Annotated in this window: 18 protein-coding genes; 3 read left to right on the top strand and 15 right to left on the bottom strand. The window is 74.6% G+C overall.

Annotation, left to right across the window (positions count from 1 at the left end):
* The first annotated feature begins 126 nt into the window (after window positions 1–126).
* On the top strand, window positions 127–3531 hold the full coding sequence (locus HD595_RS42845; protein WP_253779871.1) for a phosphodiester glycosidase family protein: 3405 nt from the start codon (window positions 127–129) through the stop codon (window positions 3529–3531).
* A gap of 170 nt (window positions 3532–3701) precedes the next feature.
* Window positions 3702–5078, top strand: coding sequence for an amidohydrolase family protein (locus HD595_RS42840; RefSeq protein ID WP_253779869.1), 1377 nt, complete (start codon window positions 3702–3704; stop codon window positions 5076–5078).
* A gap of 70 nt (window positions 5079–5148) precedes the next feature.
* On the opposite strand, the gene HD595_RS42835 is transcribed toward HD595_RS42840, so the two are convergent.
* Window positions 5149–6702: a GMC family oxidoreductase gene (locus tag HD595_RS42835; RefSeq protein WP_253779866.1), complete on the bottom strand. Its 1554-nt coding sequence runs from the start codon at window positions 6700–6702 to the stop codon at window positions 5149–5151.
* Between the two features lie 53 nt (window positions 6703–6755).
* Here HD595_RS42835 and HD595_RS42830 point away from each other — a divergent pair, with 53 nt between their 5' ends.
* Window positions 6756–7421, top strand: a complete 666-nt coding sequence (locus tag HD595_RS42830) for a DJ-1/PfpI family protein (RefSeq protein WP_253779863.1) — start codon at window positions 6756–6758, stop codon at window positions 7419–7421.
* A gap of 124 nt (window positions 7422–7545) precedes the next feature.
* Here the strand turns inward: HD595_RS42830 and HD595_RS42825 are convergent, their stop codons facing one another.
* The 14 genes from HD595_RS42825 to HD595_RS42760 all read right to left on the bottom strand — a co-directional run bounded on the left by HD595_RS42825 (window position 7546) and on the right by HD595_RS42760 (window position 24694).
* Window positions 7546–8979, bottom strand: a complete 1434-nt coding sequence (locus HD595_RS42825; protein WP_253779860.1) for a gamma-aminobutyraldehyde dehydrogenase — start codon at window positions 8977–8979, stop codon at window positions 7546–7548.
* A gap of 82 nt (window positions 8980–9061) precedes the next feature.
* Window positions 9062–10627, bottom strand: a complete 1566-nt coding sequence (locus HD595_RS42820; protein WP_253779857.1) for a class I adenylate-forming enzyme family protein — start codon at window positions 10625–10627, stop codon at window positions 9062–9064.
* On the bottom strand, window positions 10624–11517 hold the full coding sequence (locus tag HD595_RS42815) for an amidohydrolase family protein (RefSeq protein ID WP_253779854.1): 894 nt from the start codon (window positions 11515–11517) through the stop codon (window positions 10624–10626). Before HD595_RS42815 ends, HD595_RS42820 begins: the two co-directional genes overlap by 4 nt.
* A gap of 32 nt (window positions 11518–11549) precedes the next feature.
* Entirely contained in the window at window positions 11550–13031 is a 1482-nt protein-coding gene (locus HD595_RS42810; protein ID WP_253779852.1) for an amidase, read from the bottom strand.
* On the bottom strand, window positions 13028–13867 hold the full coding sequence (locus tag HD595_RS42805) for an ABC transporter ATP-binding protein (RefSeq protein WP_253779850.1): 840 nt from the start codon (window positions 13865–13867) through the stop codon (window positions 13028–13030). Before HD595_RS42805 ends, HD595_RS42810 begins: the two co-directional genes overlap by 4 nt.
* Window positions 13854–14870, bottom strand: coding sequence for an ABC transporter ATP-binding protein (locus HD595_RS42800; protein ID WP_253779847.1), 1017 nt, complete (start codon window positions 14868–14870; stop codon window positions 13854–13856). The genes HD595_RS42805 and HD595_RS42800 overlap by 14 nt, the downstream gene beginning before the upstream one ends.
* Window positions 14867–15787: an ABC transporter permease gene (locus tag HD595_RS42795; protein WP_253779844.1), complete on the bottom strand. Its 921-nt coding sequence runs from the start codon at window positions 15785–15787 to the stop codon at window positions 14867–14869. The genes HD595_RS42800 and HD595_RS42795 overlap by 4 nt, the downstream gene beginning before the upstream one ends.
* Window positions 15784–16728, bottom strand: a complete 945-nt coding sequence (locus HD595_RS42790; RefSeq protein WP_253779841.1) for an ABC transporter permease — start codon at window positions 16726–16728, stop codon at window positions 15784–15786. The genes HD595_RS42795 and HD595_RS42790 overlap by 4 nt, the downstream gene beginning before the upstream one ends.
* Before the next feature lie 3 nt (window positions 16729–16731).
* The gene (locus tag HD595_RS42785) at window positions 16732–18393 is read right to left on the bottom strand and encodes an ABC transporter substrate-binding protein (protein WP_253779839.1); all 1662 of its coding nucleotides are present in this window, start codon (window positions 18391–18393) and stop codon (window positions 16732–16734) included.
* A gap of 122 nt (window positions 18394–18515) precedes the next feature.
* The gene (locus tag HD595_RS42780; RefSeq protein ID WP_253779837.1) at window positions 18516–21497 is read right to left on the bottom strand and encodes an aminotransferase class III-fold pyridoxal phosphate-dependent enzyme; all 2982 of its coding nucleotides are present in this window, start codon (window positions 21495–21497) and stop codon (window positions 18516–18518) included.
* Between the two features lie 141 nt (window positions 21498–21638).
* The gene (locus HD595_RS42775) at window positions 21639–22394 is read right to left on the bottom strand and encodes a TetR/AcrR family transcriptional regulator (RefSeq protein WP_253779835.1); all 756 of its coding nucleotides are present in this window, start codon (window positions 22392–22394) and stop codon (window positions 21639–21641) included.
* Window positions 22395–22402: 8 nt separating this feature from the next.
* On the bottom strand, window positions 22403–23527 hold the full coding sequence (locus HD595_RS42770) for a phosphotriesterase family protein (protein ID WP_253779833.1): 1125 nt from the start codon (window positions 23525–23527) through the stop codon (window positions 22403–22405).
* A 58-nt stretch (window positions 23528–23585) separates the two neighbouring features.
* Window positions 23586–24176, bottom strand: a complete 591-nt coding sequence (locus HD595_RS42765; protein ID WP_253779830.1) for a hypothetical protein — start codon at window positions 24174–24176, stop codon at window positions 23586–23588.
* Window positions 24177–24238: 62 nt separating this feature from the next.
* Complete coding sequence (locus HD595_RS42760; RefSeq protein ID WP_253779827.1) at window positions 24239–24694, bottom strand: matrixin family metalloprotease; 456 nt, start codon at window positions 24692–24694, stop codon at window positions 24239–24241.
* Window positions 24695–24894: the final 200 nt, after the last annotated feature.

Raw genomic sequence — 24894 nt, 5'->3', positions numbered from 1 at the left:
GCCCGCGCCCCGCGTCCGCCGAGCCGGGGCGTGGGCGGCCCGCCCTCGCGGCACCTGCCCTTGAAGTTTTCTTTTAGTTCATCGCCAAGTCTTGAAAGTTATAGCCACGAGCGATTGAGTTCGGTCGTGCAGACCCTCCGTTACGTGGCCGCCGCCGCGTCCGCGCTCCTGTTAGGAGTCGCGCTCCCGGCGCAGGCCGACCCCCAGCCCCCCGCCGAGGACGCGCTCCAGGCGTCCTCCTACGCTCCCTCCTCCACGCTCCTCGCCGACGCCACGGCCGCGGCCACCACCGCCACGCAGCGGCTGGAGACCGACAAGCGGACCCGGCCCGTCGCCCCCGGCGTCTCGCTCACCTCCTTCGACCGCTACGACGCGCTCGGCTGGCTACGCGGCGACGCCGTCACCGCCGACCTCGGCGGCGCCAGGGCCGACTACCTCTACTCCGGCGAGGTCACCAAGACCGAGCCGCTGTCCGGCCCCGCCAAGCGCGCCCGCGCCGTCGTGGCCGTCAACGGCGACTTCTTCGACATCAACGCCTCCGGTGCCGCCCAGGGCGTCGGCGTCCAGGACGGCACCCTCATCCAGTCGCCCGTCGCCGGCCACGAGAACGCCGTCGCGATCACCGGCGACGGCGTCGGCCGGGTCCTCAAGGCGTACTTCGAGGGCACCGCCACCCCGGCGGGCGGCGCGCCGATCACGCTCACCCAGTTCAACCAGGTGATCCAGAAGGACGGCGTCGGCCTGTTCACGCCGCTGTGGGGCTCCTACCCGCGGGCTCGCGCCGTCGAGGGCGCCTCCGCCGTCACCGAGGTCGTCCTCAAGGACGGCGTCGTGGCCGAGGTGCGGCAGGCGGCCGGCACCGGCCCCGTCCCCGCGGGCACGACCGTCCTGCTGGGCCGCGACGCCGGGGCCGCCGCGCTGGCCGCGCTCAAGGCCGGCGACCGGATCGACGTCGCCTACCGGCCCAAGACGTCCGACGGCAGCACGCTCAAGGCCGCCGTCGGCGGCAACTACGTGCTGGTCAAGGACGGCGTCGTGCAGAACTCCGCCGACCCGGCCGCGCACCCGCGCACCGCGGTCGGCTTCTCCGCCGACGGCCGCACGATGTACCTGCTGACCGTGGACGGCCGCCAGGCCGACAGCCGCGGCGTCACCCTCAACGAGCTGGCCGCCATGATGGCCGAGCTCGGCGCCGCCAACGCCCTCAACCTCGACGGCGGCGGCTCCTCGACCATGCTCGCCCGCGAGCCGGGCCAGGCCGACGTCCAGGTCGAGAACAGCCCGTCCGACGGCGGCGAGCGGCACGTCCCCAACGGCCTCGCCCTGTTCGCCCCCGAGGGCAGCGGCAAGCTGAAGGGCTTCTGGCTGGAGACCGCCGGCGACCCGTCCCGCGTGCCCGGCACCGGCCCGGTCGCGGGCGGCCGGCCCGACCGCGTCTTCCCCGGCCTCACCCGGCGGCTGACCGCCGCCGGCTACGACGAGACGTACGGCCCCGCCGCCGGCACCCCGGCCTGGCGCTCCGAGCCGGCCGTCCACGGTGTCGTCCGCGACGGGCGGTTCCACGCGCTCGTGCCCGGCCAGGCCACGGTCACCGCCTCGCGCGGCGCCGCCAAGGGCACGCTGGAGCTCACCGTCCTGCAGCCGCTGCGGCGGCTCGGCCTCACCACCGACCGCGTCGGCCTGCCCGGCGCCTCGGGCAGCGCCACGTTCGGCGTCGTCGGCTACGACCGCAACGGCAACTCGGCGCCCATCGAGCCCGCCGACCTGAGCCTGTCCTACGACAAGGACCTGTTCGAGGTGACGCCCGCCGACCAGGGCTACTTCACGGTCAAGGCCAAGAAGGAGACCGGCTCCGGCCTCATCACCGCCAAGGTCGGCTCGATCAGCGCCGCCGTGCCCGTCACCGTCGGCTTCGAGGACAAGCCGGTCGCCGGCTTCGACGACGCCGCGTCCTGGACGTTCGCCGCGGCCCGCGCCACCGGCTCCCTGTCGGCCACGACCGGGCAGAGCGGCGGCGGCCTCAAGCTGGCCTACGACTTCACCCAGTCCACCGCCACCCGCGCCGCGTACGCCAGCCCGCCCCAGCAGATCGTCGTGCCGGGACAGCCGCAGGCGTTCGGCATGTGGATCAACTCCACCGGCAAGGGCGAGTGGCCCAGCCTGGAGTTCTACGACGCGCTCGGCCAGTCGCAGATCCTGCGCGGGCCGTACATGACGTGGACCGGCTGGAAGTACGTCGAGTTCGCCGTGCCGGCGGGCGTCAACTACCCGCTGAAGCTGCGGCGCTTCTACGTGGCCGAGACGCGCGCCGACCAGAAGTACGCCAACGAGATCGTCATCGACGGGCTCGTCGCCAAGGTGCCGCCGTCGGTGACGGCCCCGCCCGCCGCCAAGGTCACCGACCCGGTCGTCAGGCCGGACGTGGCCGCGATGCCGTGGCGGTTCGCGGTCATGTCGGACGCCCAGTTCGTCGCCCGCGACCCCGACAGCGACATCGTCCGCAACGCCCGCCGCACGCTGCGCGAGATCAAGGCCGCCAAGCCGGACTTCCTGCTCATCAACGGCGACCTCGTGGACGAGGCGTCGCCGGAGGACTTCGCGCTGGCCAAGCGCATCCTCGACGAGGAGCTGGGCGGCGAGCTGCCCTACCACTACGTGCCCGGCAACCACGAGGTCATGGGCGGCAAGATCGACAACTTCAAGGCCGTCTTCGGCGACACGTACAAGACGTTCGACCACAAGGGCACCCGCTTCGTCACGCTCGACACCTCCCGCCTGAACCTGCGCGGCGGCGGCTTCGAGCAGGTCGCGATGCTGCGTGAGCAGCTCGACGCGGCGGCCCGCGACGCCTCCGTCGGCTCGGTCGCCGTGCTGTTCCACGTGCCGCCGCGCGACCCCACGCCCGGCAAGGGCAGCCAGCTCGGCGACCGCAAGGAGGCCGCGCTGGTCGAGCAGTGGCTCGCCGACTTCCAGCGCACCACCGGCAAGGGCGCCGCCTACATCGGCGCGCACGTCGGCACCTTCCACGCTTCGCGGGTGGACGCGGTGCCGTACTTCATCAACGGCAACTCCGGCAAGAACCCGGCCACGGCCGCCGACGACGGCGGGTTCACCGGATGGTCGCTGTGGGGCGTGGACCCGGTGACGGAGAAGGAGGCCGAGCAGGTGCGGCGCAACTGGTTCGTCGACGCGCCGGCCTGGATCGGCACGCAGGTGCGCCCGCACCTGGACGAGCTCACGCTCACGGCCCCCGCCACGCTCGCCGCCGGCGGCACCGGCCGGGTCGCGGCCGAGATCAGGCAGGGGACGCGGACGGTCCCCGCGGCGTACCCGGTGTCGGCCGCATGGTCGGGCTCGCCCAACCTGCACGTCGGCCCGGCCCGTACGGCCAAGCCGTGGCACGTGGCGGTGCTCGACCCGGAGACGGGGACGCTGACGGCGCGGCGCGCGGGGCAGGTGACGGTCGCGGTCACGGTCAGCGGGGTCACCCGCCAGGCCACGGTGGCGATCACCGCCAAGGCCGCCGCCTGACGTCCGGGCGCCCGCCCGGATCGGCGTGACCCTTTCGAGGGCGCCTGCCCGGACACGGGCGGGCGCCCTCGCCCATGCGGCGGCCCACCGCACTCCCTGCCCGCCGCATGAGGGGTACGGCCGGCGGGTACGGCGGCATCGGACGCCGCCGCACCCGGGAAGGACCGCCGATGGCCGCCGACCTCACCGAGCTCATCGACGAACTGCCCCTGGTGGACCACCACGTCCACGGGGCGACCGCGCACGACCTGTCCCGCCGCGCGTTCGAGCAGCTGATCACCGAGTCGGACCGCCCGGTGCCGCCCTGGATGACCACGTTCGACTCCCAGGTCGGGCATGCCATCCTCCGGCACTGCGCTCCCGAGCTGGGGCTCGACCCGCACGCCTCGCCCGAGGAGTACCTGGCGCGCCGGGCCCGGCTCGGCGCCGACGAGGTCAACCGGCGGCTCCTCGGCGCCTCCGGCGTGGAGCACTACCTGCTGGAGACCGGCTACCGGGGCGAGGAGATCCTGGGTCCCGGCGGCATGGCGGAGGTCACCGGCGTCCCCGTGGACGAGGTGGTGCGGCTGGAGCAGGTCGCCGAGCAGGTGGCGGCCTCCGGCTGCGGGGCGGGCGCGTTCGCGCGGCGCTTCGCCGAGGCGCTGTGGGAACGCACCCGTACGGCGCGCGCCCTGAAGACCGTCGTGGCCTACCGCCACGGCCTCGACTTCGACCCGTCACGGCCCTCGGCGGCCGAGGTCACGGAGGCGGCCGGCCGCTGGCTGGCGGAGCGCGAGGCGGCGCCGCACGAGGGACCTGGGGGAGAAGCCGGGAGAGAACTGGACGGTGGCGTCGGGGGAGGGGATGAGAGGGGGCCGGCCGGCGGGACCGGGAGAGGGCCGGACGAGGAACACGAGGAATCCTCCGGAGCGCTGGACAGCGGACCCGGCGGGAGGCCGGACAGGCGGCTCGGTCTGGTGCAGGACCCGGTGCAGGACCCGGTGCCCGGGACGGCCGCCGGGCCGGGGCGGAGCGGGTGGCGGGTCACCGACCCCGTCCTCCTGCGGCACCTCATCTGGACCGGCCTCGATCGTGGGCTGCCGCTCCAGTTCCACACCGGCTTCGGCGACCCCGACGTGGACCTGCGCCGGGCGGACCCGCTCCTGCTGCGCGGGCTCATCGAACGGGCCGAGCCGACCGGCGTGCCGATCCTGCTGCTCCACTGCTACCCGTACGTCCGGGGCGCCGGTCACCTCGCCCACGCCTACCCGGCCGTCCACCTCGACGTGGGCCTCGGCGTCACCTACACGGGCGCCCGCGCCGCCGCGCTGGTGGCGCAGAGCCTGGAGGTGGCGCCGTTCGCCAAGGTGCTGTTCTCCTCGGACGCGTGGGGCCCGGCCGAGCTGCACCACCTCGGCGCGCGGCTGTGGCGGCGGGCGCTGGCGCGGGTCCTGGGCGAGTTCGTGGCCGAGGGGGAGTGGTCGGCCGGCCAGGCGGCGCGGGTCGCCGCCATGGTGGCCGCTGGGAACGCCCGCCGCGTCTACGACCTGACCGCCCCCCGCCTCTGACTCTCGGACACCCGCCTCTGACTCCCCGCCTCTGACCGCGTCCCCGGTCAGGAGCGTGCTCCCACCGGGCTCACCTCCGACCGGACGGCTCCGGAGCGAGGTCGCCCACGAGCTCGTCCACGAGCTCGCCCACCAGGTGCTCCGCCAGCGCCACCACGGGGAGGTTCGTGGTCGCCCGGGGGATCACCGGCATGACCGAGGCGTCGGCGACCCACAGGTTGTCGGCGCCGTGCACCAGCCCTCGCCGGTCCACCACCGCCCCGGCCGCGGGGTCGGCGCCGATCGCGCAGGTGCCCACCGGGTGCCAGTAGTGGGCCGCGACACGGCGCAGCGCCGCGTCGTCCGCCGCCGGGGAGCCGCTGAACGCGTCCAGCGGCTCCCCGAGCAGCGGCCGCAGCGCGGGGGAGGCGGCCATGGCCCGGCACAGCTCCACCCCGGCCCGCAACGCCGCCAGGTCGGCTCCGGCCGGGTCCGACAGGTACGCGTGGTCGATGACGGGCCGTACCTCCGGATCGGGGGAGACCAGCCGGAGCGTGCCGCGCGAGCGCGGCGTCAGGCAGGCGGCGGGCAGCACGCACGTCCACCCGTTCCGCTCGTCGGCGCCCGTCCACGGGAGCAGGTGCAGGTCGTACGGGGCGCGCCCGCCTGGTGACAGCGCCTTGCCGATGACCTGCTCGTCGGGCACGGGCCGCACCCGCGCGTACGCCGCCAGCCGCCGCGCCAGCTCCTCGCCCGCCGCGAACCGCAGCTCGGCCAGGGGGTGGTCGTGCAGGTTGCGGCCGACCCCGGGCAGGTCGAGGCGGACCTCGACGCCCAGCGTCCGCAGGTCGGCGGCCGGTCCCACGCCGCTGCGCAGCAGGATCTCCGGGCTGCCGTACGCGCCGCCGCACAGCACGAACCGGTCCGCCTCGACGGTGACGAGGCGGCCCCCACGCCGCACGCGCGCCCGCCGCACCGCCGAGCCCTCGAACTCCAGCCGGTCGACGAGCGCGTGGTCGAGCACGCGCAGCCGCGGTTCACCGCGGACCGGGTCGAGATAGGCGAAGCCGGTGTTCCATCGGATCCCGCCGGGGTTGTTCACCGGTGACGGGCCGCAGCCCGCGCCGCCGAGCAGGTCGTCCAGGTCGTCGGTACGCGGGATCCCCGACTGCACCATGGCCTCCATGGCCGCCGCCTGGAACGGCGTGAGCTCCTCGTCCGCGTCGCGCCGCACGCGCAGCCGGCTCGCGGCGCGCTCCATCAGCCCGGACAGCGACCCGGACGTCCAGGACAGCCCCCACGCGCGGTAGTCGTCGGCGTGGCCGACGGTCTGCGAGCAGCCGTTGTGGGAGGAGCAGCCGCCGGCGACCCGGGCCCGCTCGAACGGCAGCTCCCGCCCGGCCGCCGCGCCCGGGCCCCGGTAGCCCCAGTCGTGGGTGGTGGGCAGTGTCGTGCTGTCGAGCAGCTCACGGGGCCACCGGCCGGAGCCCGCCGGACCGTAGTCGGGCCCGGCCTCGACGAGCACGACCGACGCGGAAGTGCGGCCCACCAGCCGGCCGGCGACGACCGCGCCCGCGGTTCCGCCGCCGAGCACCGCGATGTCGGCGCGGACGGGCTGGTCATGGGGGGTGGCGAGGCTTACCATGGAACGGAGTTTAATCGAACGGTCGATAAAATCAAGGAAAGGGGCGAACGGACATGGACGTCGCCATCCTCGTCTACGACGGGTTCACCGCGCTGGACGCCACCGGGCCCTTCGAGGTGCTGAGCCGCCTGCCGGACGTCCGCGTGCGGTTCGTCGCGGGGACGCCCGGCATGACCCCGGCCGACCAGCCGGGCTTCGCGCTCGAGGCCGCGCCGCTGGAGAGCATGGACCGGCCGGACGTGGTCGTGGTCGCCGGGGGCAGCACCACCCAGCGCCTCCTCGGCGACGACGCGCTGCTGACCTGGCTGCGCCGGGCGCACGAGACGAGCAGGTGGACGACGTCGGTGTGCACCGGCTCGCTCCTGCTCGGCGCCGCGGGACTGCTGGAGGGCCGCCGCGCCACCACGCACTGGTACGAGCTGGAGAGCCTGCGCGGCTTCGGCGCCGAGCCCGTGTCCGAGCGGGTCGTGGAGGACGGGAGGATCATGACGGCGGCCGGGGTCTCCTCCGGCATCGACATGGCCCTGCACGTCGTGGACCGGCTGGAGGGCGCCGCCTACGCCCAGGCGGTGCAGCTGGGGATCGAGTACGACCCTCAGCCGCCGCACGACGCGGGGTCGGTCGGCAAGGCACCGGTCGAGGTGGTGCGGCTGATGACGGACGTCATGCGCCGCTCGTACGGCCCGTCCTGGGCCGAGCTCACCACCCCGGCCACCTGAGCGCCGCACGGAGGACCGGCCCACCCGGCGCACGGAGGACCGGCCCACCCCGGCGCGGGGAAGGCCGGCCCGCCCCCGCGCGGGAGGGCCGGTCCGCGCCAGGCCCGGGCGCCGCCGCGGGTGGTCAGCTCAGGGCGGCCATCACGTGCTTGACGTGCGTGTAGTCCTCCAGCGCGTACGCCGACAGGTCCTTGCCGTAACCCGACTGCTTGTACCCGCCGTGCGGCATCTCCGAGGCCAGCGGCACGTGGTCGTTGATCCATACGCAGCCGCAGCGCAGCGCGCCCGACACCCGCAGGGCGCGGCCGACGTCGCGCGTCCACACCGACGCCGCCAGCCCGTACGGCGTGCCGTTGGCCATCCGCACCGCCTCCTCCTCGCCGGTGAACGGCTGGACTGTGACGACCGGGCCGAACACCTCCCGCTGCACCAGCTCGTCGTCCTGGCGCAGGCCCGCGACGACCGTGGGCTCGTAGAAGAAGCCGGGCCCCTCGACGGCCCGCCCCCCGGTGACGACCTCGGCGTGGGCGGGCCGGCGGTCGAGGAAGCCCGCCACCCGCTCGCGCTGGCGGGCGCTGTTGACCGGGCCGAGCGTCGTGCCGGGGTCACGCGGGTCGCCCATCACGAGCTTCGCGGCCCGGGCGGCGAGCCCGTCCACCACGGCCTCGTAACGGCGGGCCGAGACGAGCACCCGGGTGGCGGCCGTGCAGTCCTGGCCGGCGTTGTAGTAGGCGGCGCCCGCGATGACGTCCAGCGCGGCGTCCAGGTCGGCGTCGTCGAAGATCACGACCGGGGCCTTGCCGCCCAGTTCCAGGTGGACGCGCTTGAGCGTGCCGGCCGCGTGCTCGGCCACCCACCTGCCGGTCTCCACGGACCCGGTCAGCGAGACCAGCTCGACGTCCGGGTGCTCGACCAGCGCGGCACCCGGCTCGTTGCCGCCCGCGACGACGTTGAGCACCCCCGGCGGCAGGAGCTCCGCGGCCAGCTCGGCCAGGCGGATCGTGGTCACCGGGGTCGTCGGCGCGGGCTTGAGCACGGTGGTGCAGCCCGCCGCGAGCGCCGGGCCGAGCTTCCACACCGCCATCATCATCGGGTAGTTCCACGGCGTGATCTGCCCGACCACGCCCACCGGCTCCCGGCGGACCATCGAGGTGTACCCCGCCACGTACTCGCCGGCCGCACGGCCCTCCAGGCAGCGGGCCGCGCCGGCGAAGAAGCGCAGGTTGTCGGCCATGGCGCCGATCTCGTCGGAGAGCGTCACGTGCAGCGGCTTGCCGGCGTTGGCCGATTCCAGGGCGGCGAGCTCCGGGCCGTGCCCCTCGATGGCGTCGGCCAGTTCGAGCAGGGCGCGCGCCCGCACCCCCGGGGTGGTGCCGGCCCAGCCGGGGAACGCGGCGCGGGCCGCGGCCACCGCCCGGGCGACGTCCTCCGGGCCGGACAGGGGAGCGTGGGCGATCGTCCCGCCCGTGGACGGGTCGATCACGGGCGCCGTCGCGCCGCTGATGGAGGCGGTGGACTCGCCGCCGATCACGTTGCGCAGGACGGGAACATCAGACATGTGGGGATCTCCAGTGCAGTCGCAGCCCGCCTGGAAAGGCGGAGGCGTGAGGACGAGACGGGCAGAGGTGGAAAGGACGGACTCAGACGGCGCCGGAGGCGGCGCGGCGGCGCAGCTCCACCTTGTCGATCTTTCCGACGGCCAGCTTCGGCAGCTCGCCCTCCAGCCGGAACACCTTCGGCACCTTGTAGTTGGCCAGCCGCGCGCGGGCGTGGTCGCGCAGCTCACCCTCGGTCAGCGGTCCGCGCGGCACCACGAACGCGTGGCCGACCTCGCCCCACCGCTCGTCCGGGACGCCCACCACGGCGGCGAGCGCGACGGCCGGGTGCGCTTCCAGAGCCGCCTCGATCTCCCGCGGGTAGACGTTGTAGCCGCCCGACTTGAACATCTCCTTCAGCCGGCCCACCAGCCGGATGTGCCCGCCCGGCTCCTCCACGGCCAGATCGCCGGTGTGCAGCCAGCCGGCCTCGTCGATCGCGGCCCGCGTGGCCGCCGGGTCGCGGAAGTAGCCGCGGGTGATGAAGTCGCCCCGCACCAGCAGCTCGCCCGACTCCCCGGGCGCGGCGACCCCGCCGCCGGGGCGTCGCAGCACCACCTCGTAGTTCGGGTCGACCCGGCCGACGCTCCACGCCAGCGTCTCCAGCGGGTCGCCGGGATCGGTGTAGGTGACGGAGCCGGTCGACTCGGTCAGGCTGTAGCTGGTGGCGAGCCCGGCCCCCGTGCGGGACAGGGTCCGCAGCAGGCTCAGCGGGGCCGCGGCGCCTCCCCACAGGATGTGCTCCAGCGAGGAGAGGTCCCGCTCGCGCCACTCGGGCGTGCCGACCATGGCGAGCAGCTGCGTCGGGATGCAGTACAGGTGGGTCAGACGCTCGTTCTCCACCATGCGCAGCGCCCCGGCGGGGTCGAAGCGGCGCATGTAGACGACGGTGCCGCCGGCCGTGAGGACGGAGGTGCTGATGTCGCCGAGCCCGCCGATGTGGTTGAGCGGCAGGTCGCACAGCTTGCGCGGCGCGTCGCCGTACCAGCGGCCGGCCTGGACCGTCCCGCAGAACGCCAGCCCGCCGTGCGGGACGAGGGCGCCCTTCGGGCGGCCGGTGCTGCCCGAGGTGTAGATCATGGCGGCCGGGTCGAGCGGCCGCACCTGGGCGCGGGCGGAGGTGAGCAGCTCGCGGGGCACCGCCTCGCCCGTCCGGGCGAACGCCTCGTACGAGACGGACAGGCCGGGCACCTCCGTGCCGAGCGTGACGACCCGTGCCGGGGCGAGAGGGCGCAGCGCGTCGAGGATGGACGCCTGCGCGGGATCGCCGGGGCCGAGCATGCCGAACAGCACCGCCGGACCGCTGTGGCCGACGACGTGGGACAGCTCGGCGAGCGTGTACTTCGGGTTGAGGCCCACCCAGATCGCGCCGATGCTCGCCGCCGCCAGGAACACGGCGAACGACTCCGGCGCCGGATGGCCGAGCAGGGCCACCCGGTCGCCGTGCCGCACGCCCGCGGCGAGCAGCGCGGTGGCGCAGCGGTCGACCTCGTCGCGCAGCCGCTCGTACGTCCACCGCGTGCCCTCGCCGACCAGCGCCTCCCGTGAGGGACGGCGCTCGGCCCAGTGGTGGACGTAGTCGGTGATGCGCGGCAGCCGGGGGATGCTCACACCGCCACCTCCTCCTGGACATCATGCCCGGCCGCGAGCAGGCGCGCCGCGTTGCCGTGCAGCAGCGCGTCCAAAGTCTCCTCCCGCAGGCCGAGCCCGTGCCACTCCCGCAGCGCCCGCAGGTGCGGGAAGACCGGCCAGTCGGTGGCGAACAGCACCTGACCGCGCAGCACCCGGTCCATGAAGCGCAGCATCGTCTCCCAGCCCGAGCCCGGCACCCCCAGGTACTTCGGGGCCAGGCCGCCGAAGTCGACCAGCACGTTCGGGTGCCGCCGCGCCACGGCGACCATCTCCGGCACCCACGGCCAGGCCCCGTGGCAGGCGACGAGCGTCGCCTCGGGGAAGTCGCAGGCCACCTGGTCGAGGCGGGCCGGCCGCTCGCCCTCGATGGGGTGGACCCGCGAGTAGTTGACGCCCGTGTGGATCGCCACGGCCAGGCCGAGCTCCGTCGCCTTGGCGTACACCGGGTAGAGCTGGCGGTCGTCGATCGCGTGGCCGAAGAACGACGGCTGCACGTTGATCCCGCGCAGCCCGAGCGCCGCCGCCCGCTCCACCTGACGCACCGCCCGCATGATCGTGAGCGGCTCCAGCGTCACGGTGCCGAAGCCGGAGAACCGCTCCGGGCGCAGCCGCACCTGCTCGGCCACCTCCTCGTTGAGCGCGTCGGCGTAGTCGCCGTGCTCGTACTCGGCGTGCAGGACGGCGTGGCCGACGCCGGCCTCGTCCATCTCGGCCAGCAGCGCGTCCATGCCCTTGTGCCAGCCGCCGCCGATGTCCAGGACCGCCTCGTACTGCGTGTAGACGTCACCTCCGGCGGACAGCGGGGGCCGCGCCGCGCTCGGCACGCGCACGCGGAAGTCGATCACCGTCGACAGTGCGGTCGGATCCATGGGTGTCTCCTCCAGGTGAGGGTGAGAGGGGTTCAGAGCGGGAGGCCGGCGGGCCGGCGGTGCCGCCACGGGTGGGCGCGTTCGAGCTGGGCGGCCAGGGACAGGACCGTGCCGTCCTGCCACCTGCCGCCGATGAGCTGCACGCCCAGGGGGAGGCCGCCGGGCTGCTCGACCAGCGGAACGGAGATGGCGGGCAGGCCCAGCAGATTGCCCAGGACGGTGAGGGAGGCGGTCTCCTCGGCGCGCCGCAGCGGCAGCCACGGGTCGGCGTCCTGCCCCTCCCACAGCGCCCCCTCGCCCGGCGCGAGCACCGGGTTGGTGGGGGTGAGCACGACGTCCACGCCGTCCTCGCCGTCCCACGCTCGGTACATCTCCGCCGAACGCCACTGCAGCTCCAGCACCGTCGTGACGTACGCGAGCGAGTCGGTGCGGCGCGCCGCCGCGCGCAGGGTCCGGTTGAGCGGCTCGACGGCCTCCTCGTCGACGACCGGGGTGTCGGCCGAGCCCGTGGCGTACAGGACGTCGAAGCGCGGCGTGAACCACTCCGGGTCGAGCCCCGGGACGCGGTGGTCGACCACCTCGTGCCCCAGGTCCGACAGCAGGTCGGCCGCCCGGCGCGCCAGCGCCACGGCCCGCGGGTCCACCTCCGCGGGGAAGGCCGGCTGCACGACCAGCCCGATCCGCAGCGGCCGGGGGTCGCGCAGGGCGCGCTCGCGCAGCGGCACCTCCGGCCGGGGGACCTCGTACCAGGTGGTGCGCGGGGCCGCGGCGAGCTCGTCCAGGATGGCCGCCGTGTCGAGCACCGTCCGCGACAGCACGCCTTCGGTCGCGAAGCCCTCCATGTAGTGGGCGTCGGACGGCACGAGCCCGCGGCTCGGCTTCATGCCGACGAGCCCGCAGAAGCTGGCCGGCTCGCGGATGGAGCCGGCCCCGTCGGAGCCGTGCGCCACGGGCAGCAGCCCGGCCGCGACGGCCGCCGCCGCGCCGCCGCTGGACCCGCCCGGGCTGCGCCCGAGGTCCCACGGGCTGCGGGTGACGCCGTGCCGGGCCGACTCGGTGACCGACACGGTGCCGAACTCGGGCGACGTCGTCGCGCCCAGGAACACGAAGCCCGCCTGGCGCAGCGCCTTCACGGCGGGCGCGTCGTCGGCCATCACCTGGCTCCCGACGGCGTTGGAGGCGCTGCACAGCGGCCGGCCGCGCACCGGGTGCAGGTCCTTGATCGCGGTGGGCACGCCGTGGAACGGCGGGAGCGGCTCGCCGGTCGCCGCGGCCCGGGCGGTGCGGGCGTCGGCCTCGCCGGCCGCCTTCCTGGCGTCGTCGTGGTCGACGCGGCAGAAGGCGTTGAGCGCGGGGTCGATCGCGTCGATCCGCTCCAGGTAGCCGTCCAGCACCTCCCGGGCGCTCACCTCGCGCCGGGCGATGAGCCCGGCCAGCTCCATGGCGGTGGGCCAGCCCTCCGGGCCGGTGCCGACCGGCTCCCTCAGCGCGGGTCGCGGGGTCGTCTCGGTCATCGTGACTCCTTCAGCTCGTCGTCCTGGCCGGTTCGGAGGGCCCGGCGGGCGGGCCGCCAGCCGGGACGGGGAACGCTTTCGCGCAGCAGGCGGGTGTACGGGTGCGCGGGCGCGTCGAGCACGCGCGCCGTGGGGCCGCGCTCGACGATCGCGCCGCCTCGCATCACCACCACGTCGTCGGTGACCTGGCGGACCACGGCCAGGTCGTGGCTGATGAACAGGTACGCCACGCCGGTGCGCTCGCGCACGTCCGCCAGCACGTTCAGGACCTGCGCCTGGATGGAGACGTCGAGCGCGGCCACGGACTCGTCGAGGATGAGCACCCGTGGCTCGGCCGCGAGCGCGCGGGCGATGGCCACCCGCTGCCGCTGCCCGCCCGACAGCCGCGACGGCGCCGCCGCCATCTGGCGCTCGTCGAGGCCGACCAGCCCGGCCAGCTCCGCCACCCGTCCGCGCCGTCCGGCGGCGTCGAGGGAGGTGTGCAGGCGCAGCACCTCCTCCACGGCCGACGCGGGGCTCTGCCGCGGGTCCAGGCTGGAGTAGGGGTCCTGGAAGACGATCTGCACCTCGCCGCCGCGCCGCCGCCGCTCCCGCGCCGAGCGGGCCGGCCGGGAGCGGTCACGCCCGCAGGCGGTGATCCGCCCGGCCGCCGGCCGTTCGAGGCCGACGATCATCCGCGCGACCGTGGTCTTGCCCGAGCCCGACTCGCCGACGACGGCCAGCGCCCCGCCCGCGTGGAGGGTGAGGTCCACGCCGGCCACGGCCACGACGTCGCCGAACGTCTTGCGCAGCCCCTCGACCTCCAGCACGGGCCCCCGGGGATCAGGCGTGGTCATGGGACACCACCGGCTTCCCGTTCCGGTCGCGGAGCAGTCCGCGCAGCTCCTCGGCGCGGGCGCAGGCCGCCTGCCCGCCCGCGAGGGGCAGCAGCTCGGGCCGCCGTTCGTGGCAGGCGTCGCGGGCGTGCGCGCAGCGGGGGCCGAACGCGCATCCGGGCGGCGCCTCGAACGCCGACAGCGGACGGCCCGGCGTGGCCGGCAGCCGGTCGGCGCGCCGGGCCAGGGACGGCCGGGCCGCGGCCAGCGCCGCCGTGTACGGGTGGAGCGGGTCGTCGTGGAGCAGCGCCGACGCGCGTACCTCCATGACGCGTCCCGCGTACATCACCGCGGTGCGGTCGCAGACGGCGGCGGCCAGCTCCAGGTCGTGGGTGATGAACAGCAGGGCCAGCTCCCGCTCGCGGCGCAGCTCGTCGAGCAGCGCCATGACCTCGGCCTGCGTGGTGACGTCGAGCGCGGTCGTCGGCTCGTCGGCCAGCAGCAGCCGCGGCTCGGCCAGCAGCGCGGCGGCGATCATCACGCGTTGCAGCAGCCCGCCCGACAGCTCGTGCGGGTACTGGCGCAGCCGCCGCGCGCCCGCCGCGATCCCGACCTCGTCCAGCACGCGGACCGCGCGCTCCTCGGCCGCCCGCCGCGACAGGCGCCGGTGCGTCCGCAGTCCCTCGGTCAGGAAGTCGCCCACGGTCCGGACGGGGTTCACATGGGCCCGCGGATCCTGGAAGACCATGGCCACGTCGGTCCGCAGCGCGCGCAGCGCCGCGCCGCGCAGCGAACCGACGTCCTCGCCCCGGTAGCGGATCACGCCCTCGGTCCGCGCACCCGGCGGCAGCAGCCGGACGATCGCGCGGGCCGTCATGGACTTGCCCGAGCCCGACTCGCCCACGAGGCCGACCGCCTCGCCCGCGGCGATCGACAGGGACACGTCCCGGAGCACCGGCCGTTCCTCGCCCTCCACGGGCAGGAACACGGTGAGCCCCTCGACGTCCAGCAGGGAGGCGTTCACGCGGCGCCTCCCCGCCGCCCGGTCCGCCGCCCGGTCCGCAGCCCGGTCCGCCGCCACGGGCGCCCGCCCGCGCCCGCGGCGCCGGGCAGCCGTTCGCCCAGCACGTTGAACGCCACCACCAGCACCACCACGCAGCCGCCGGCCAGCAACGCCTCGGCCGGGTAGCCCTGCAGGACCCCGGAGCGCCCGCTCGCCACCATGACGCCCCAGTCCGCGTCGGGCGGCTGCACGCCGAGGCCGAAGAAGGACACGATCGCCAGGTCCACCATCGCGTACCCGAAGAACAGGGTGGCCTGGGCGGCGATCAGCGGCAGGAGGTTGGGCACGAGGTGGCGCAGGCAGATCGCGAGCGCGCCCGCCCCCTGCACCTCCAGCGCCCGCACGTATGGCTTGCCCCGCTCGGCCAGCGCCGCGCCGCGCAGCAACCGGGCGATGTACGGGACGTAGGCCACGGCCAGTGCCACCACCGCCGCCCCGAGCCCGGGGCCGAAGACCGCCGCGACCAGCATCGCCAGCAGCACGCCGGGGAAGGCGAAGACCACCTCCAGCGCCGCCGACACCGCCGCGTCCAGCCAGCCGCCCGCCCAGGCCGCCGCGATCGCGAGGGCCGTGCCGGCCGCCATGCTCAGCGCGACGACGAGCAGCGGCCCGAGCAGCGAGGTCCGCGCCCCCTCCAGCAGGCGGGCCAGCAGGTCGCGCCCCTGCCCGTCGAACCCGAGCGGGTGTCCGGGCGCGGGCGGGGCGTAGGCGCTGGCGAAGTCGCTGGCGTTCGGGTCGGCGGGCGACAGCGCCGGGCCGAGCACGGCCAGCACCACCGCCACGACGACGACGCCCGCGGCCGCGGTCCCGAGCGGGCCGAGCCCGGCGCGACGGATCGTCCCCGCTCCCGCCCGCCGCGCCACGGTGATCCCGGTCATGACCGGCCTCCCAGCGTGATCCGGGGGTCGAGCAGCGCCGCCCCCACGTCGACCAGGGTGTTGACGAGCACGAACGCGGTGACGAGCACCAGCGAGACGCCCTGGACGACCGCGAAGTCCTTCGACAGCGCGGCGTTCACCAGCGTCGCGCCCAGGCCGCTCAGCCCGAAGGCGCGCTCGACCACGGCCGCCAGCGCGATCATGGAGGCGACGGTCATGCCGGTGAGCGTGCCGATGGGCACGGCCGCGTTGCGCAGCGCGTGGCGGCGCACGACCGCCGCGTACGGGATGCCGCGGGCGACGGCCGTCTGCACGTGCTCGCGGCCCAGCTCCTCGCGCACCGAGGTGCGGGTGATGCGGGCGACGGCCGCCGCGGCGGCCGCCGCCAGCGCGAGCGCCGGGAGCGTGAGGTGCCGGACCCCGTCCCACAGCCCGGCGCCGTCGCCGAGGGCGGGCAGCCAGCGCAGGCCGACCGCGAAGACCCCGATGAGCGCCATCGCGGCCACGAACGGCGGCACGGCCACCACCACGGCCGTCGCCGCGACCACGACCGTGTCCACGGTCCCGGGCCGCAGCGCCGCCAGCAGCCCGGCCGCCACGCCCGCGACCACCACGATCAGCGCCGCGTACCCGATCAGGCCGAGAGTGGTGCCGGCGCGGGCGGCGATGAGGGCGGAGACGTCCTGCCGGAGCTGGATCGACACGCCGAGGTCGCCGCGCGCCGCGCCGCCCAGCCAGGAGGCGTAGCGCACGAGGAACGGCTCGTTCAGGTGGTAGCGCTCGACGAGCAGCGCGACGGTCTGCGGCGGCAGGGACCGGCCGCCGGACAGCGTCGTCAGCGGGTCGCCCGGGGCGGCCGACAGGCCGGCGAAGACCACCAGGCTCGACACCAGCAGCGTCGCGGCCAGCATGACCAGCCGCCGGACGAGGTAGGAGGCCATGCCTCAGCCCACCGCCCCGAGCCGGTCCGCCCACGGCGCGAACAGGTGCTGGGACGAGACCGTCGCGCCGCTCAGCCGCGCGTTGAGCACGAGCACGGTGTCGGGGGCGACGACCGGGATCCACGGCAGGTCGCCGGTCACGGTCCGCTGCGCCCGCACGGTCAGCTCGGCCCGTTCCTTCGGCCCGGCCGCGCCGCGGGCGCGCTCGAGCAGGTCCGCCGCCTCGGCGCTGCGGTAGCCGCCGTAGTCCTGCGGGCCGCCGGGCAGGGCGAAGGAGGCGTAGAGGGCACCGGGGTCGGCCCAGTTGGGATAGTTGGTGGTGAAGAAGCCGTCCACGTCGGCGCGGGCCTTCGGGTCCAGGAAGAAGCCGCCGTAGGCGTCGGCGGAGACCGCCTTGAGCCGGGGCTTGAGCCCGATGCGCTCGGCGGCCGTCTTGAACAGGTTGGCCTCGGTGACGAGCTTGTTCAGCTCGTTGCTCATGCCGAACGTCACGGTCTTCCCGCTCGCGCCGGCCTCCTGGACGAGGCGGCGCGCGGTCTCCAGGTCCGCCTTCGGGTCGGGCAGGGCGCTCCAGGCGGCCTCGAACGTGCCGCGCTCGTAGCCCCAGGTGCCGGGTGTGCCGAGCGCGCGGGCCGGCTGGGCGGTGCCCTTGTAGAGGGTGGCGACGTACGCCTCGCGGTCGATCGCGAGGGACAGGGCCCGGCGCACGCGCGCGTCGGCCAGCGGGCCGCGGCGCAGGTCGGCCACGATCAGCGCGTCGATCAGGTACGACGGCCCCTGGTACACCTTGACCGCGTCGCTCGCCCGGACCTGGTCCATCGTGGACAGCGGCAGCTCCAGGTAGGCGCCGTCCACCTCCCCGGTCAGCAGCGCCGCCGTCAGCGTGGCCTCGTCCGGGATGCCCTTGAAGTCGATCCGGCCCGTCAGGGGCACGGCCGAGCGGTTCCAGTACGCGTCGTTGCGCACGACCGACAGGACGTCGCCGGTGCGCCACTCGCCGAGCTTGTACGAGCCGGTGCACATGGCCCCGCCCCGCGCGGTGCCGTAGTCCTTGCCCTTCGCGGTGACATACGCCTTGGACACCACCATGCCCGGCATGTACGACAGGACGTCGCGCAGCCAGTGGTCGGGCCGGCTCAGCTTCAGCGTGACCTCCAGCGGGCCGGTGGCCTTCACGGAGGTGACGCGGCTCAGCACGGGCACCCAGTAGCCGCCGCCCTTCGGGTCGCGGTTGCGCTCGATGCTGAACGCGACGTCCTCGGCGGTCATGGGGGAGCCGTCCCAGAACCGCACGCCCTCGCGCAGCTTGAGGACGGCCGTACGCGGGTCGGGGTACTCCAGCGAGGTCGCCAGCCCCGGCCCGGGGGAGCCGTCGGGGCCCTGGCGGAACAGCGACTCGCACATGAGGCTCGTCACGGTGATCTCGGGATAGTCGCCCGCGGTGATGGGGTCGATGGAGGTGGTGCCCCGGTACAGGGCCCAGGTGACCCGGTCCGCCCGGCCGGTGCCGGGCGGGGTCGTGGTGACCAGCTCGCGCCGCGCCGCGCCGCCCGGAGCGCCGCTGTCCGCCGTGTTCGCGGGGGCGCCGCCGGTGGTGTCCCGGTAGCAGCCGGCCGTGGTCATCGCCAGGGTCGCCGCCGTGGCCGCGAGGACCGTCTTCCGCATGCCTTGCATCTGTTGAACCGCCCATGGTGCTCGGGGGCGCTGCCGTCCCAGCCGGTTAAGTAATCGAACGATCGCTCAAATATGTGCCCGCGTCAAGGCACTTCTGACAGAAGGGATGTTTCTCAGAGGGTCGTCCCGACCTCGTCCAGGGCGTCGCCGAGGACGTCCAGGAACAGGTCGCAGTCCGCCTCGCCCAGCGCGAGCGGCGGCTTGATCTTGAGAACGTTGTCGCACGGACCATCGGTGGACAGGAGCACGCCGCGCGCCTTCACCGCCTCCTTCACGGCCGCCGCCTGCGCCGTGGCCGGCCGGCGGTCGTCCAGGCTGAGCTCCACGCCGAGGAACAGGCCCTCGCCGCGCACGTCCCCGACCAGCGGGTGGCGCTCCTGGAGCGCGCGCAGGCCGCCCAGCAGCCGCTCGCCGAGCCGCCGCGCCCGCGCCTGGAGCCGCTCGTCGCGGATGACGTCGAGCACCGCGAGCCCCACCTCGGCCGAGACGGGGTTGCCGCCGAAGGTGTTGAAGTACTCCATGCCGTTCTCGAACGAGCGCGCGATCTCCGGGGTCGTCACCACGGCCGCGAGCGGATGGCCGTTGCCCATCGGTTTGCCCAGCGTGACGATGTCGGGCGTGACGCCCTGCGTCTCGAACCCCCAGAAGTGCCGGCCCACCCTCCCCAGGCCCACCTGGACCTCGTCGGACACGCACACCCCGCCGGCCGCGCGCACGAGCGCGAACGCCTCGCGCAGGTAGCCGTCCGGGTAGACGATCTGACCGCCGCAGCTCTGCAGCGACTCGGCGAAGAACGCCGCCGGCCGCCGTCCCGCCGCGCCCAGTTCGGCCAGCCGCTCCGCCACCGACGCCGCGTACCCGCGCCCCAGGTCGCGGTCGCGGCCCTCCCGCAGGCGCCCGCGGTAGGGGTCGGGCAGCTCGCACACGTGCGTGGCGCGCGGCTTGCCCCGCCCGCCCCGCCTGTCGAACTTGTACGGGCTGAGCGCGATCTGCGAGCTCAGATGGCCGTGGTAGGCGTGGTCCAGGACCAGCACGTCCTCGGCGCCGGTGTGCGCGGTGGCCAGGCGCAGGGCCAGGTCGTTGGCCTCGGAGCCGGAGTTGACGAAGAAGCACACGCGCAGCGGGTCGGGCAGCAGCTCGACCAGCCGGTGCGCGTACGCGACGACCGACTCGTGCAGGTAGCGGGTGTTCGTGTTGAGCAGCGCGGCCTGCCGGTGACCGGCCTCGACCACCCGCGGGTGACAGTGCCCGACGTGGCAGACGTTGTTGACCAGGTCCAGCCAGCGGCGGCCGGAGGCGTCGTAGAGGTGGGCGCCCTCCCCGCGCACGATGTGCAGCGGCTCGCGGTAGGACAGGCCGAGCGCGCGGCTGAAATTGACGCGGCGGCGCGCCGCGAGGTCCCGCGCCGCCCGCCGGGGCGCCGCGGGACCGCCGTCGGGAGGGACGGGCCGTTCCCGGGGACGTGGGTGGAGCAGCGCGCCGGGGTGGAGGCTGACGCCGGTCCACAGGCCGGCCTCGCCGGCGGGCGCCGCCCAGGGGAACGCGGCTCCGAGGCCGGCGAGATGCGTGACGAGCTGCACCCCCAGCGTCGCCGCTCCCCGCGCGGGAACGGCCAGGGTGCCCAGGGGGGCGCCCGCCGGAAGCCGCGTCCCGGGCCGCAGCCGTGTCAGGGAGGCCGGGGCGAGGCGCCGGTAGAGCGTCCAGAACGGCTCCCCGTCACCGGTGCGATGCTCCAGCACCACGACCCCCTCGCCCTCGGCGCGCACCGCGTGGACGACCGAGGGGAGCGGGCACCGCACGGGGGCTCCGGCGACGGCGGCCACCTCGACCCCGAGCCGCACCGCCGGCCCGGTCTCATCCGCCTCCGTGCCGCCCTCTCGTTCCGTGCCGCCCTCCCGTTCTGTGCCGCCCTCCGGCTCCATGTCGTCCGGCGACGGAGCGGGGGCGACGAGATCGCCGTACGCGCCCACGACGCCGCCCTCCAGCCCTTCCTCCAGCGGCGGCAGCGGCCGTGCCTCGTCCGCGTCGAGATGACGGCGCACGGCACGGGCCCGGGGGTCCGGCGCGTACCCGACGGCGTCGCGCAGCCGGAAGTGCGCGAGGCCCGGGTCCGTGCCCGCCAGGCGCCGCAGCGCCTGCGCCATCCCGTGCCGGCTGACCAGCAGGTACGCGTTGCCCGGGTCCTGGGCGTGGTGGTGGGCCGACAGGCACAGGCTGATCGCCAGCCGCGTGCGCATCAGGTCGAACAGCACCTCCAGCTCCTCCGGGCGCGGCGGCGTCACCTCGTCGTACCCGGCCAGCAGCGGCAGGACCGCTCCGAGCGGGTCGGCGTGCCCCTGCGCCGCGTACGCCGCGGCGATCGCCAGGCCGCACACGCGCGGATTCCACGCCACGTCGCCGAAGTCGATGAGCCCGGTCACCGCGCCCCTGTCGTCCACGAGGATGTTGAGCTCGTTGGCGTCGTTGTGGATCACCTGGTGCGGCAGCGCGGCCAGGCGCGGCGCGACATGGGCGCGGTAGCGGTCGAAGACCTCGTCCACCAGCGGCCGGAGCTCTCCGGCCACCAGCGGCGCCAGCCCGGCCACCCGGGGCGCGCTGGTGAGGCTCCACAGCAGCTCCCGGCGCATGCCGGGGTGGGTGAAGCCGCGCAGCGCGAGATCGACGGCGGCGACGTGCCGCCCGAGGTCGCGCAGCCGCTCCTCGGTCGGCCGGACCTGCGCCCAGGGGCGGCCGTCCATCCAGGTGAGCACCCGGGCGGCCCGCGTGCCGTCCGGCCAGGGCACCGGCACGGTGTGCCGCCCGTCGCGGGCCGCCACCGGGCGCGGCGCGGCGGGGGCGCCGGGCGCCGAGGCGAGGTGCAGCAGCGCGGCGTCCTGCAGGTCGAGCTCCACCGGGTCGGCGCCCGGTGCGTGGATCTTCAGGACGTAGCGGTCGCCGTCCGGGGTGGTCAGCCGGTAGTTGCGGTCCTGCTCGCCCGGCAGCGGCTCCAGCCGCCCCTCCAGCCCGAACAGCTCCCGCGCCACGCCCGAGGCGAGCGCCGGCTCACCGGGGTCTCGCGGCGTCTCCTCGGCGGGGGACAGGTCCGTACGCGTCACGTGGATCTCCGCTCACCGTCCGGCGTCGCCGCCGGACACAATGCAAATCTGATCGAACGATCGCTCAAATTCAGCGCACTGTCAAGACCCTGGCGCCGTCCTCCTGATCAGCCGGAAGGGACGGCGCCGGGGCCCGGCGGGTCAGAGACCGGAGGGCTTGCGGCGCGGCTCGATGGCCAGCTCGACGCGCTCCAGCAGTGTGTCCGGCTCCGGCACGCGCAGGTCGCGCGCCTCCAGCGGACGCCCGTCGCGGTTGGCGCCCATCAGCGCGAGCCCCATGTCGGCGAACCGCTCGCAGAGCTCGGCGATGCCCAGCTCGCCCGTGGGCCGGAACCACTGCGCGACGCCCGTCGCCATCTGCAGCATGGCCAGCCGCGCCACGCTGCCGCGGTCCTTGAAGACCCCCGCCTCGACCCCCGCACGGAGCGTGTCCGCCCAGACCTCCTCATAGGCGTCGCGCATCCGCTGGATGTCGCGCCGGGCCGCGCCGGTCAGCGCCTGGAACTCGTGGTCGGCCACCTTGGCGGCGCGCGGGTTGCGGGCGTGGAAGGCGACGTGGACGGCCATCAGAGCGGCCAGGCGCTCGGCCGGGTCGTCCACGTCGGCGACCGTCTGCGCGCTCGCGGTGGTCAGCGCGTCCATGACCCGGCGGGAGACCGCCTCCAGCAGCTCGTCCTTGGAGGAGGCGTAGTAGTACATCGCCGAGACGGCCACCCCGGCGGCCTCGGAGATGTCGCGGATGCCGGTGCCGTGGAAGCCGCGCTCGGAGAAGAGCCAGCACGCGGTCCGCAACAGGCCCAGCTCCGTGCGCGCCGACTGCGCCCGTCTGGTGGACGTCGCCTTCATCCTGCCGCCCTTGGTGCGCTGGCTGCCGCCCGTCTGGTTGGTCGTGGCCATGGCGCCGACTATCCCACAGTCAGGACGGCGGCGGGGTTCGCGACCGTCAGCGTCGTGATCTCCTTGTCGGACATCCCCATGCGCCGCATGAGCGGGACGACGCTGTCGAGGACGTGCGTGTACCCGGGGCCGCCGTAGCGGCGCAGGTAGACCTTCTGGCAGATGTCCTGGGAGACGAGCAGCCGGTCCAGGTGGCCGGCCTCGGCCAGCGCCTGCAGCCATTCGACGCGGGTGCGGTCGTTGGGGCGGCGCGCGTCGGGGTTGAAGGCGTAGTAGCTGGACTCCTGGCCGAACAGGTCGAGCTCCAGATAGCACCCCGTACCCGCCAGTGCCAGCAGGTCCTCGGCCCGCCACAGCGTGCGGTCCAGGTGGGACATGACGACCCGCTCGGGGACGCCGCCCGCCTCGGCGACCACGCGCATCGCCTGGAGCGGCGCGTCGGGATGGCGGCCGGGGTGGATCTGCAGCGGCGCCCCGGTGGCGGCCTGCGCGAGGCAGGCCGCGCGCAGCACCTTCTCCTCGACCGGGTGGACCGGCCAGCTCAGGCCGATCTCGCCGATGAGCCCGGCGCGGACGCCGGTGTCGCCCACGCCCTCCTCCACGTCGCGCACGATCTCGTCGCGCACGGCCTCCATCGGTGTCCGGGCGAGGCCGGGCGGATGGTAGTCGCGGCAGTAGTAGCCGCTGCCCATCACGATGTGCACGCCGCTCGCCCGCGACACCCGCGCCAGCCCCAGCGGATCGCGCCCCAGGCCGACGGGGGAGGAGTCGACCACCGTGCCGCCACCCGCGGCGCGGTAGAGGCCGAGCTCCCCGGCGGCGTCGTCCTCGGAGAGCAGGCGCAGGTTGTCGAGGTTGAGGACGGTGCGGCGGATCCAGTCGTAGGTGTCGGGGCGCACCGGGTCGTTGATGCGGGCGCGCACCGAGGCGGGGAACTCCGGGGCGACCCGGCCGGCCGCCCCGGGCGGGACGTCGTCGTCCCCCGCCACCGGCCGCAGGCCCGACGGATGGATGATCGCCGACATGTCGCACAGGACGTGTTCGTGCGGCTGCGTGTGCCCGAGCGCGTCGGGGGAGACGTCCCCCAGCACGGTGCGCACACGGCCGGCCGCCGCCCCCGTAAGCTCCGCCATGCGGGTTATTCTATCGATCGTTTGTACAAACAAGCAATGCGCTCAGCGTGCTGGGGCATCACTCCTTGATCGACAACCGCTGGACGTCGGTGTCCTCAAGCCTGACCGGGTTGTCCGGCATCGCCGTATAGGTGCCCGCCGAGGTGACGACGTACTTCGCCTGCTCCGGATTGAGCAGCGAGGCCGGCGAGTCGGGATAGGTCTCCAGGAACAGCATGTAGGTGACGCCGGTCTTCAACGGCGTCGCGTCCGCCTCCTCGTAGGTCACGCCGTCCAGCGTGCCGCCGAGCTCCTTCACCTGGATGACCTGGCCGACCCGGGCGAGCCCCTTGCGCACCTTGACCACCTCGACGGAGCTGACCGTCATGACGGTGGGCGGCGCGGCGGGCGGAGCCGCCGGATCGGGCGTGGCCCCGGCGTTCGGATTGAGCCGCGGATCGGTCTCGCTGTCGTCATCCGCCGGTTCGACCTCGGTCATGACGTGTTTCGTCCCGGTCAGCCGGCCCTCGATCACCAGCTTCGCCCCGGCGAACAGCGCGTCGGCGCTGTCGTACGCCGGATAGTCGGCCGCGTACACGACTGTTTTCTGCTCCGCCGCGCAGGCGGACATGAACAGCACGGCCAGGGCGACCGCCCCGAGTCGCCGCATTCGAGCCTTCATCGGCTTCGACTCCCGTTCTCGTCGTGAATGTCGTCGGGCGAGGCCGGGGGTCAGTAATAGGCGTTGACGTCGGAGACGTCGTGCGCCTGCGGTTTGGTCATCGTGTCGCGGTTTCTGCTGCTGTTCATGATGGACGTCGTGCTGTTGTGCGCGAGATTGAGCGCGTGCCCGAATTCGTGCACGAGGACGCCCGTCACGTAGTTGGAGAAATTGCTCGCATCCCGGTTGATGGTGCGGGAGTTCAGCTTGATGTAGAAGCAGCTGTCGCCGCATCGGGTGTAGTGGCCGTACCAGGTGTTCCGATACGACTTCACGGTGATGGTCGAGCCGGAGTTCCGGTTCTTGTAGAGGTCGGCGGGCGAGGAGGTGGCGTTCCAGTTGGCCAGCGCCTTGTTCATCGGCTTCTGCCAGGTGTCGTTGTAGTTGTAGGGGTAGACGCCGATGCGGGCGATGAGCTGGCCGGTTCCGTTCCAGTGCGCGGACGCGGGGGTCGCGCTGACGCTCACACAGAGGATTCCGGCGACTGCCGCGGCCAGTGATCGCGAGACTTTGGACAATGCCACGATCCACTCCGATCGTGAGGATTATCGGTTCACATCTGCGGAAACCGTTTGCAAGCTGCGACGCTACTCGACGCGCGGATATCCGCACAAGATCAACGCAGAGTTCCGGAAACCACCGTATCCGTCATATCGGCCGGTCCTTC

Source organism: Nonomuraea roseoviolacea subsp. carminata, from assembly GCF_024172185.1.
Taxonomy (GTDB): domain Bacteria; phylum Actinomycetota; class Actinomycetes; order Streptosporangiales; family Streptosporangiaceae; genus Nonomuraea; species Nonomuraea roseoviolacea.
The sequence above is the reverse complement of the archived record's forward strand: the minus strand, read 5'-3'. Positions and strand labels throughout refer to the sequence as shown.

What these genes read in the sequence shown, in the direction of transcription:
- HD595_RS42775 (WP_253779835.1), bottom strand. Translation starts at nt 22,394, where the DNA reads ATGGCCACGACCAACCAGACGGGCGGCAGCCAGCGCACCAAGGGCGGC.
- HD595_RS42770 (WP_253779833.1), bottom strand. Translation starts at nt 23,527, where the DNA reads ATGGCGGAGCTTACGGGGGCGGCGGCCGGCCGTGTGCGCACCGTGCTG.
- HD595_RS42765 (WP_253779830.1), bottom strand. Translation starts at nt 24,176, where the DNA reads ATGCGGCGACTCGGGGCGGTCGCCCTGGCCGTGCTGTTCATGTCCGCC.
- HD595_RS42830 (WP_253779863.1), top strand. Translation starts at nt 6,756, where the DNA reads ATGGACGTCGCCATCCTCGTCTACGACGGGTTCACCGCGCTGGACGCC.
- HD595_RS42785 (WP_253779839.1), bottom strand. Translation starts at nt 18,393, where the DNA reads ATGCGGAAGACGGTCCTCGCGGCCACGGCGGCGACCCTGGCGATGACC.
- HD595_RS42795 (WP_253779844.1), bottom strand. Translation starts at nt 15,787, where the DNA reads ATGACCGGGATCACCGTGGCGCGGCGGGCGGGAGCGGGGACGATCCGT.
- HD595_RS42840 (WP_253779869.1), top strand. Translation starts at nt 3,702, where the DNA reads ATGGCCGCCGACCTCACCGAGCTCATCGACGAACTGCCCCTGGTGGAC.
- HD595_RS42825 (WP_253779860.1), bottom strand. Translation starts at nt 8,979, where the DNA reads ATGTCTGATGTTCCCGTCCTGCGCAACGTGATCGGCGGCGAGTCCACC.
- HD595_RS42815 (WP_253779854.1), bottom strand. Translation starts at nt 11,517, where the DNA reads ATGGATCCGACCGCACTGTCGACGGTGATCGACTTCCGCGTGCGCGTG.
- HD595_RS42805 (WP_253779850.1), bottom strand. Translation starts at nt 13,867, where the DNA reads ATGACCACGCCTGATCCCCGGGGGCCCGTGCTGGAGGTCGAGGGGCTG.
- HD595_RS42835 (WP_253779866.1), bottom strand. Translation starts at nt 6,702, where the DNA reads ATGGTAAGCCTCGCCACCCCCCATGACCAGCCCGTCCGCGCCGACATC.
- HD595_RS42790 (WP_253779841.1), bottom strand. Translation starts at nt 16,728, where the DNA reads ATGGCCTCCTACCTCGTCCGGCGGCTGGTCATGCTGGCCGCGACGCTG.
- HD595_RS42810 (WP_253779852.1), bottom strand. Translation starts at nt 13,031, where the DNA reads ATGACCGAGACGACCCCGCGACCCGCGCTGAGGGAGCCGGTCGGCACC.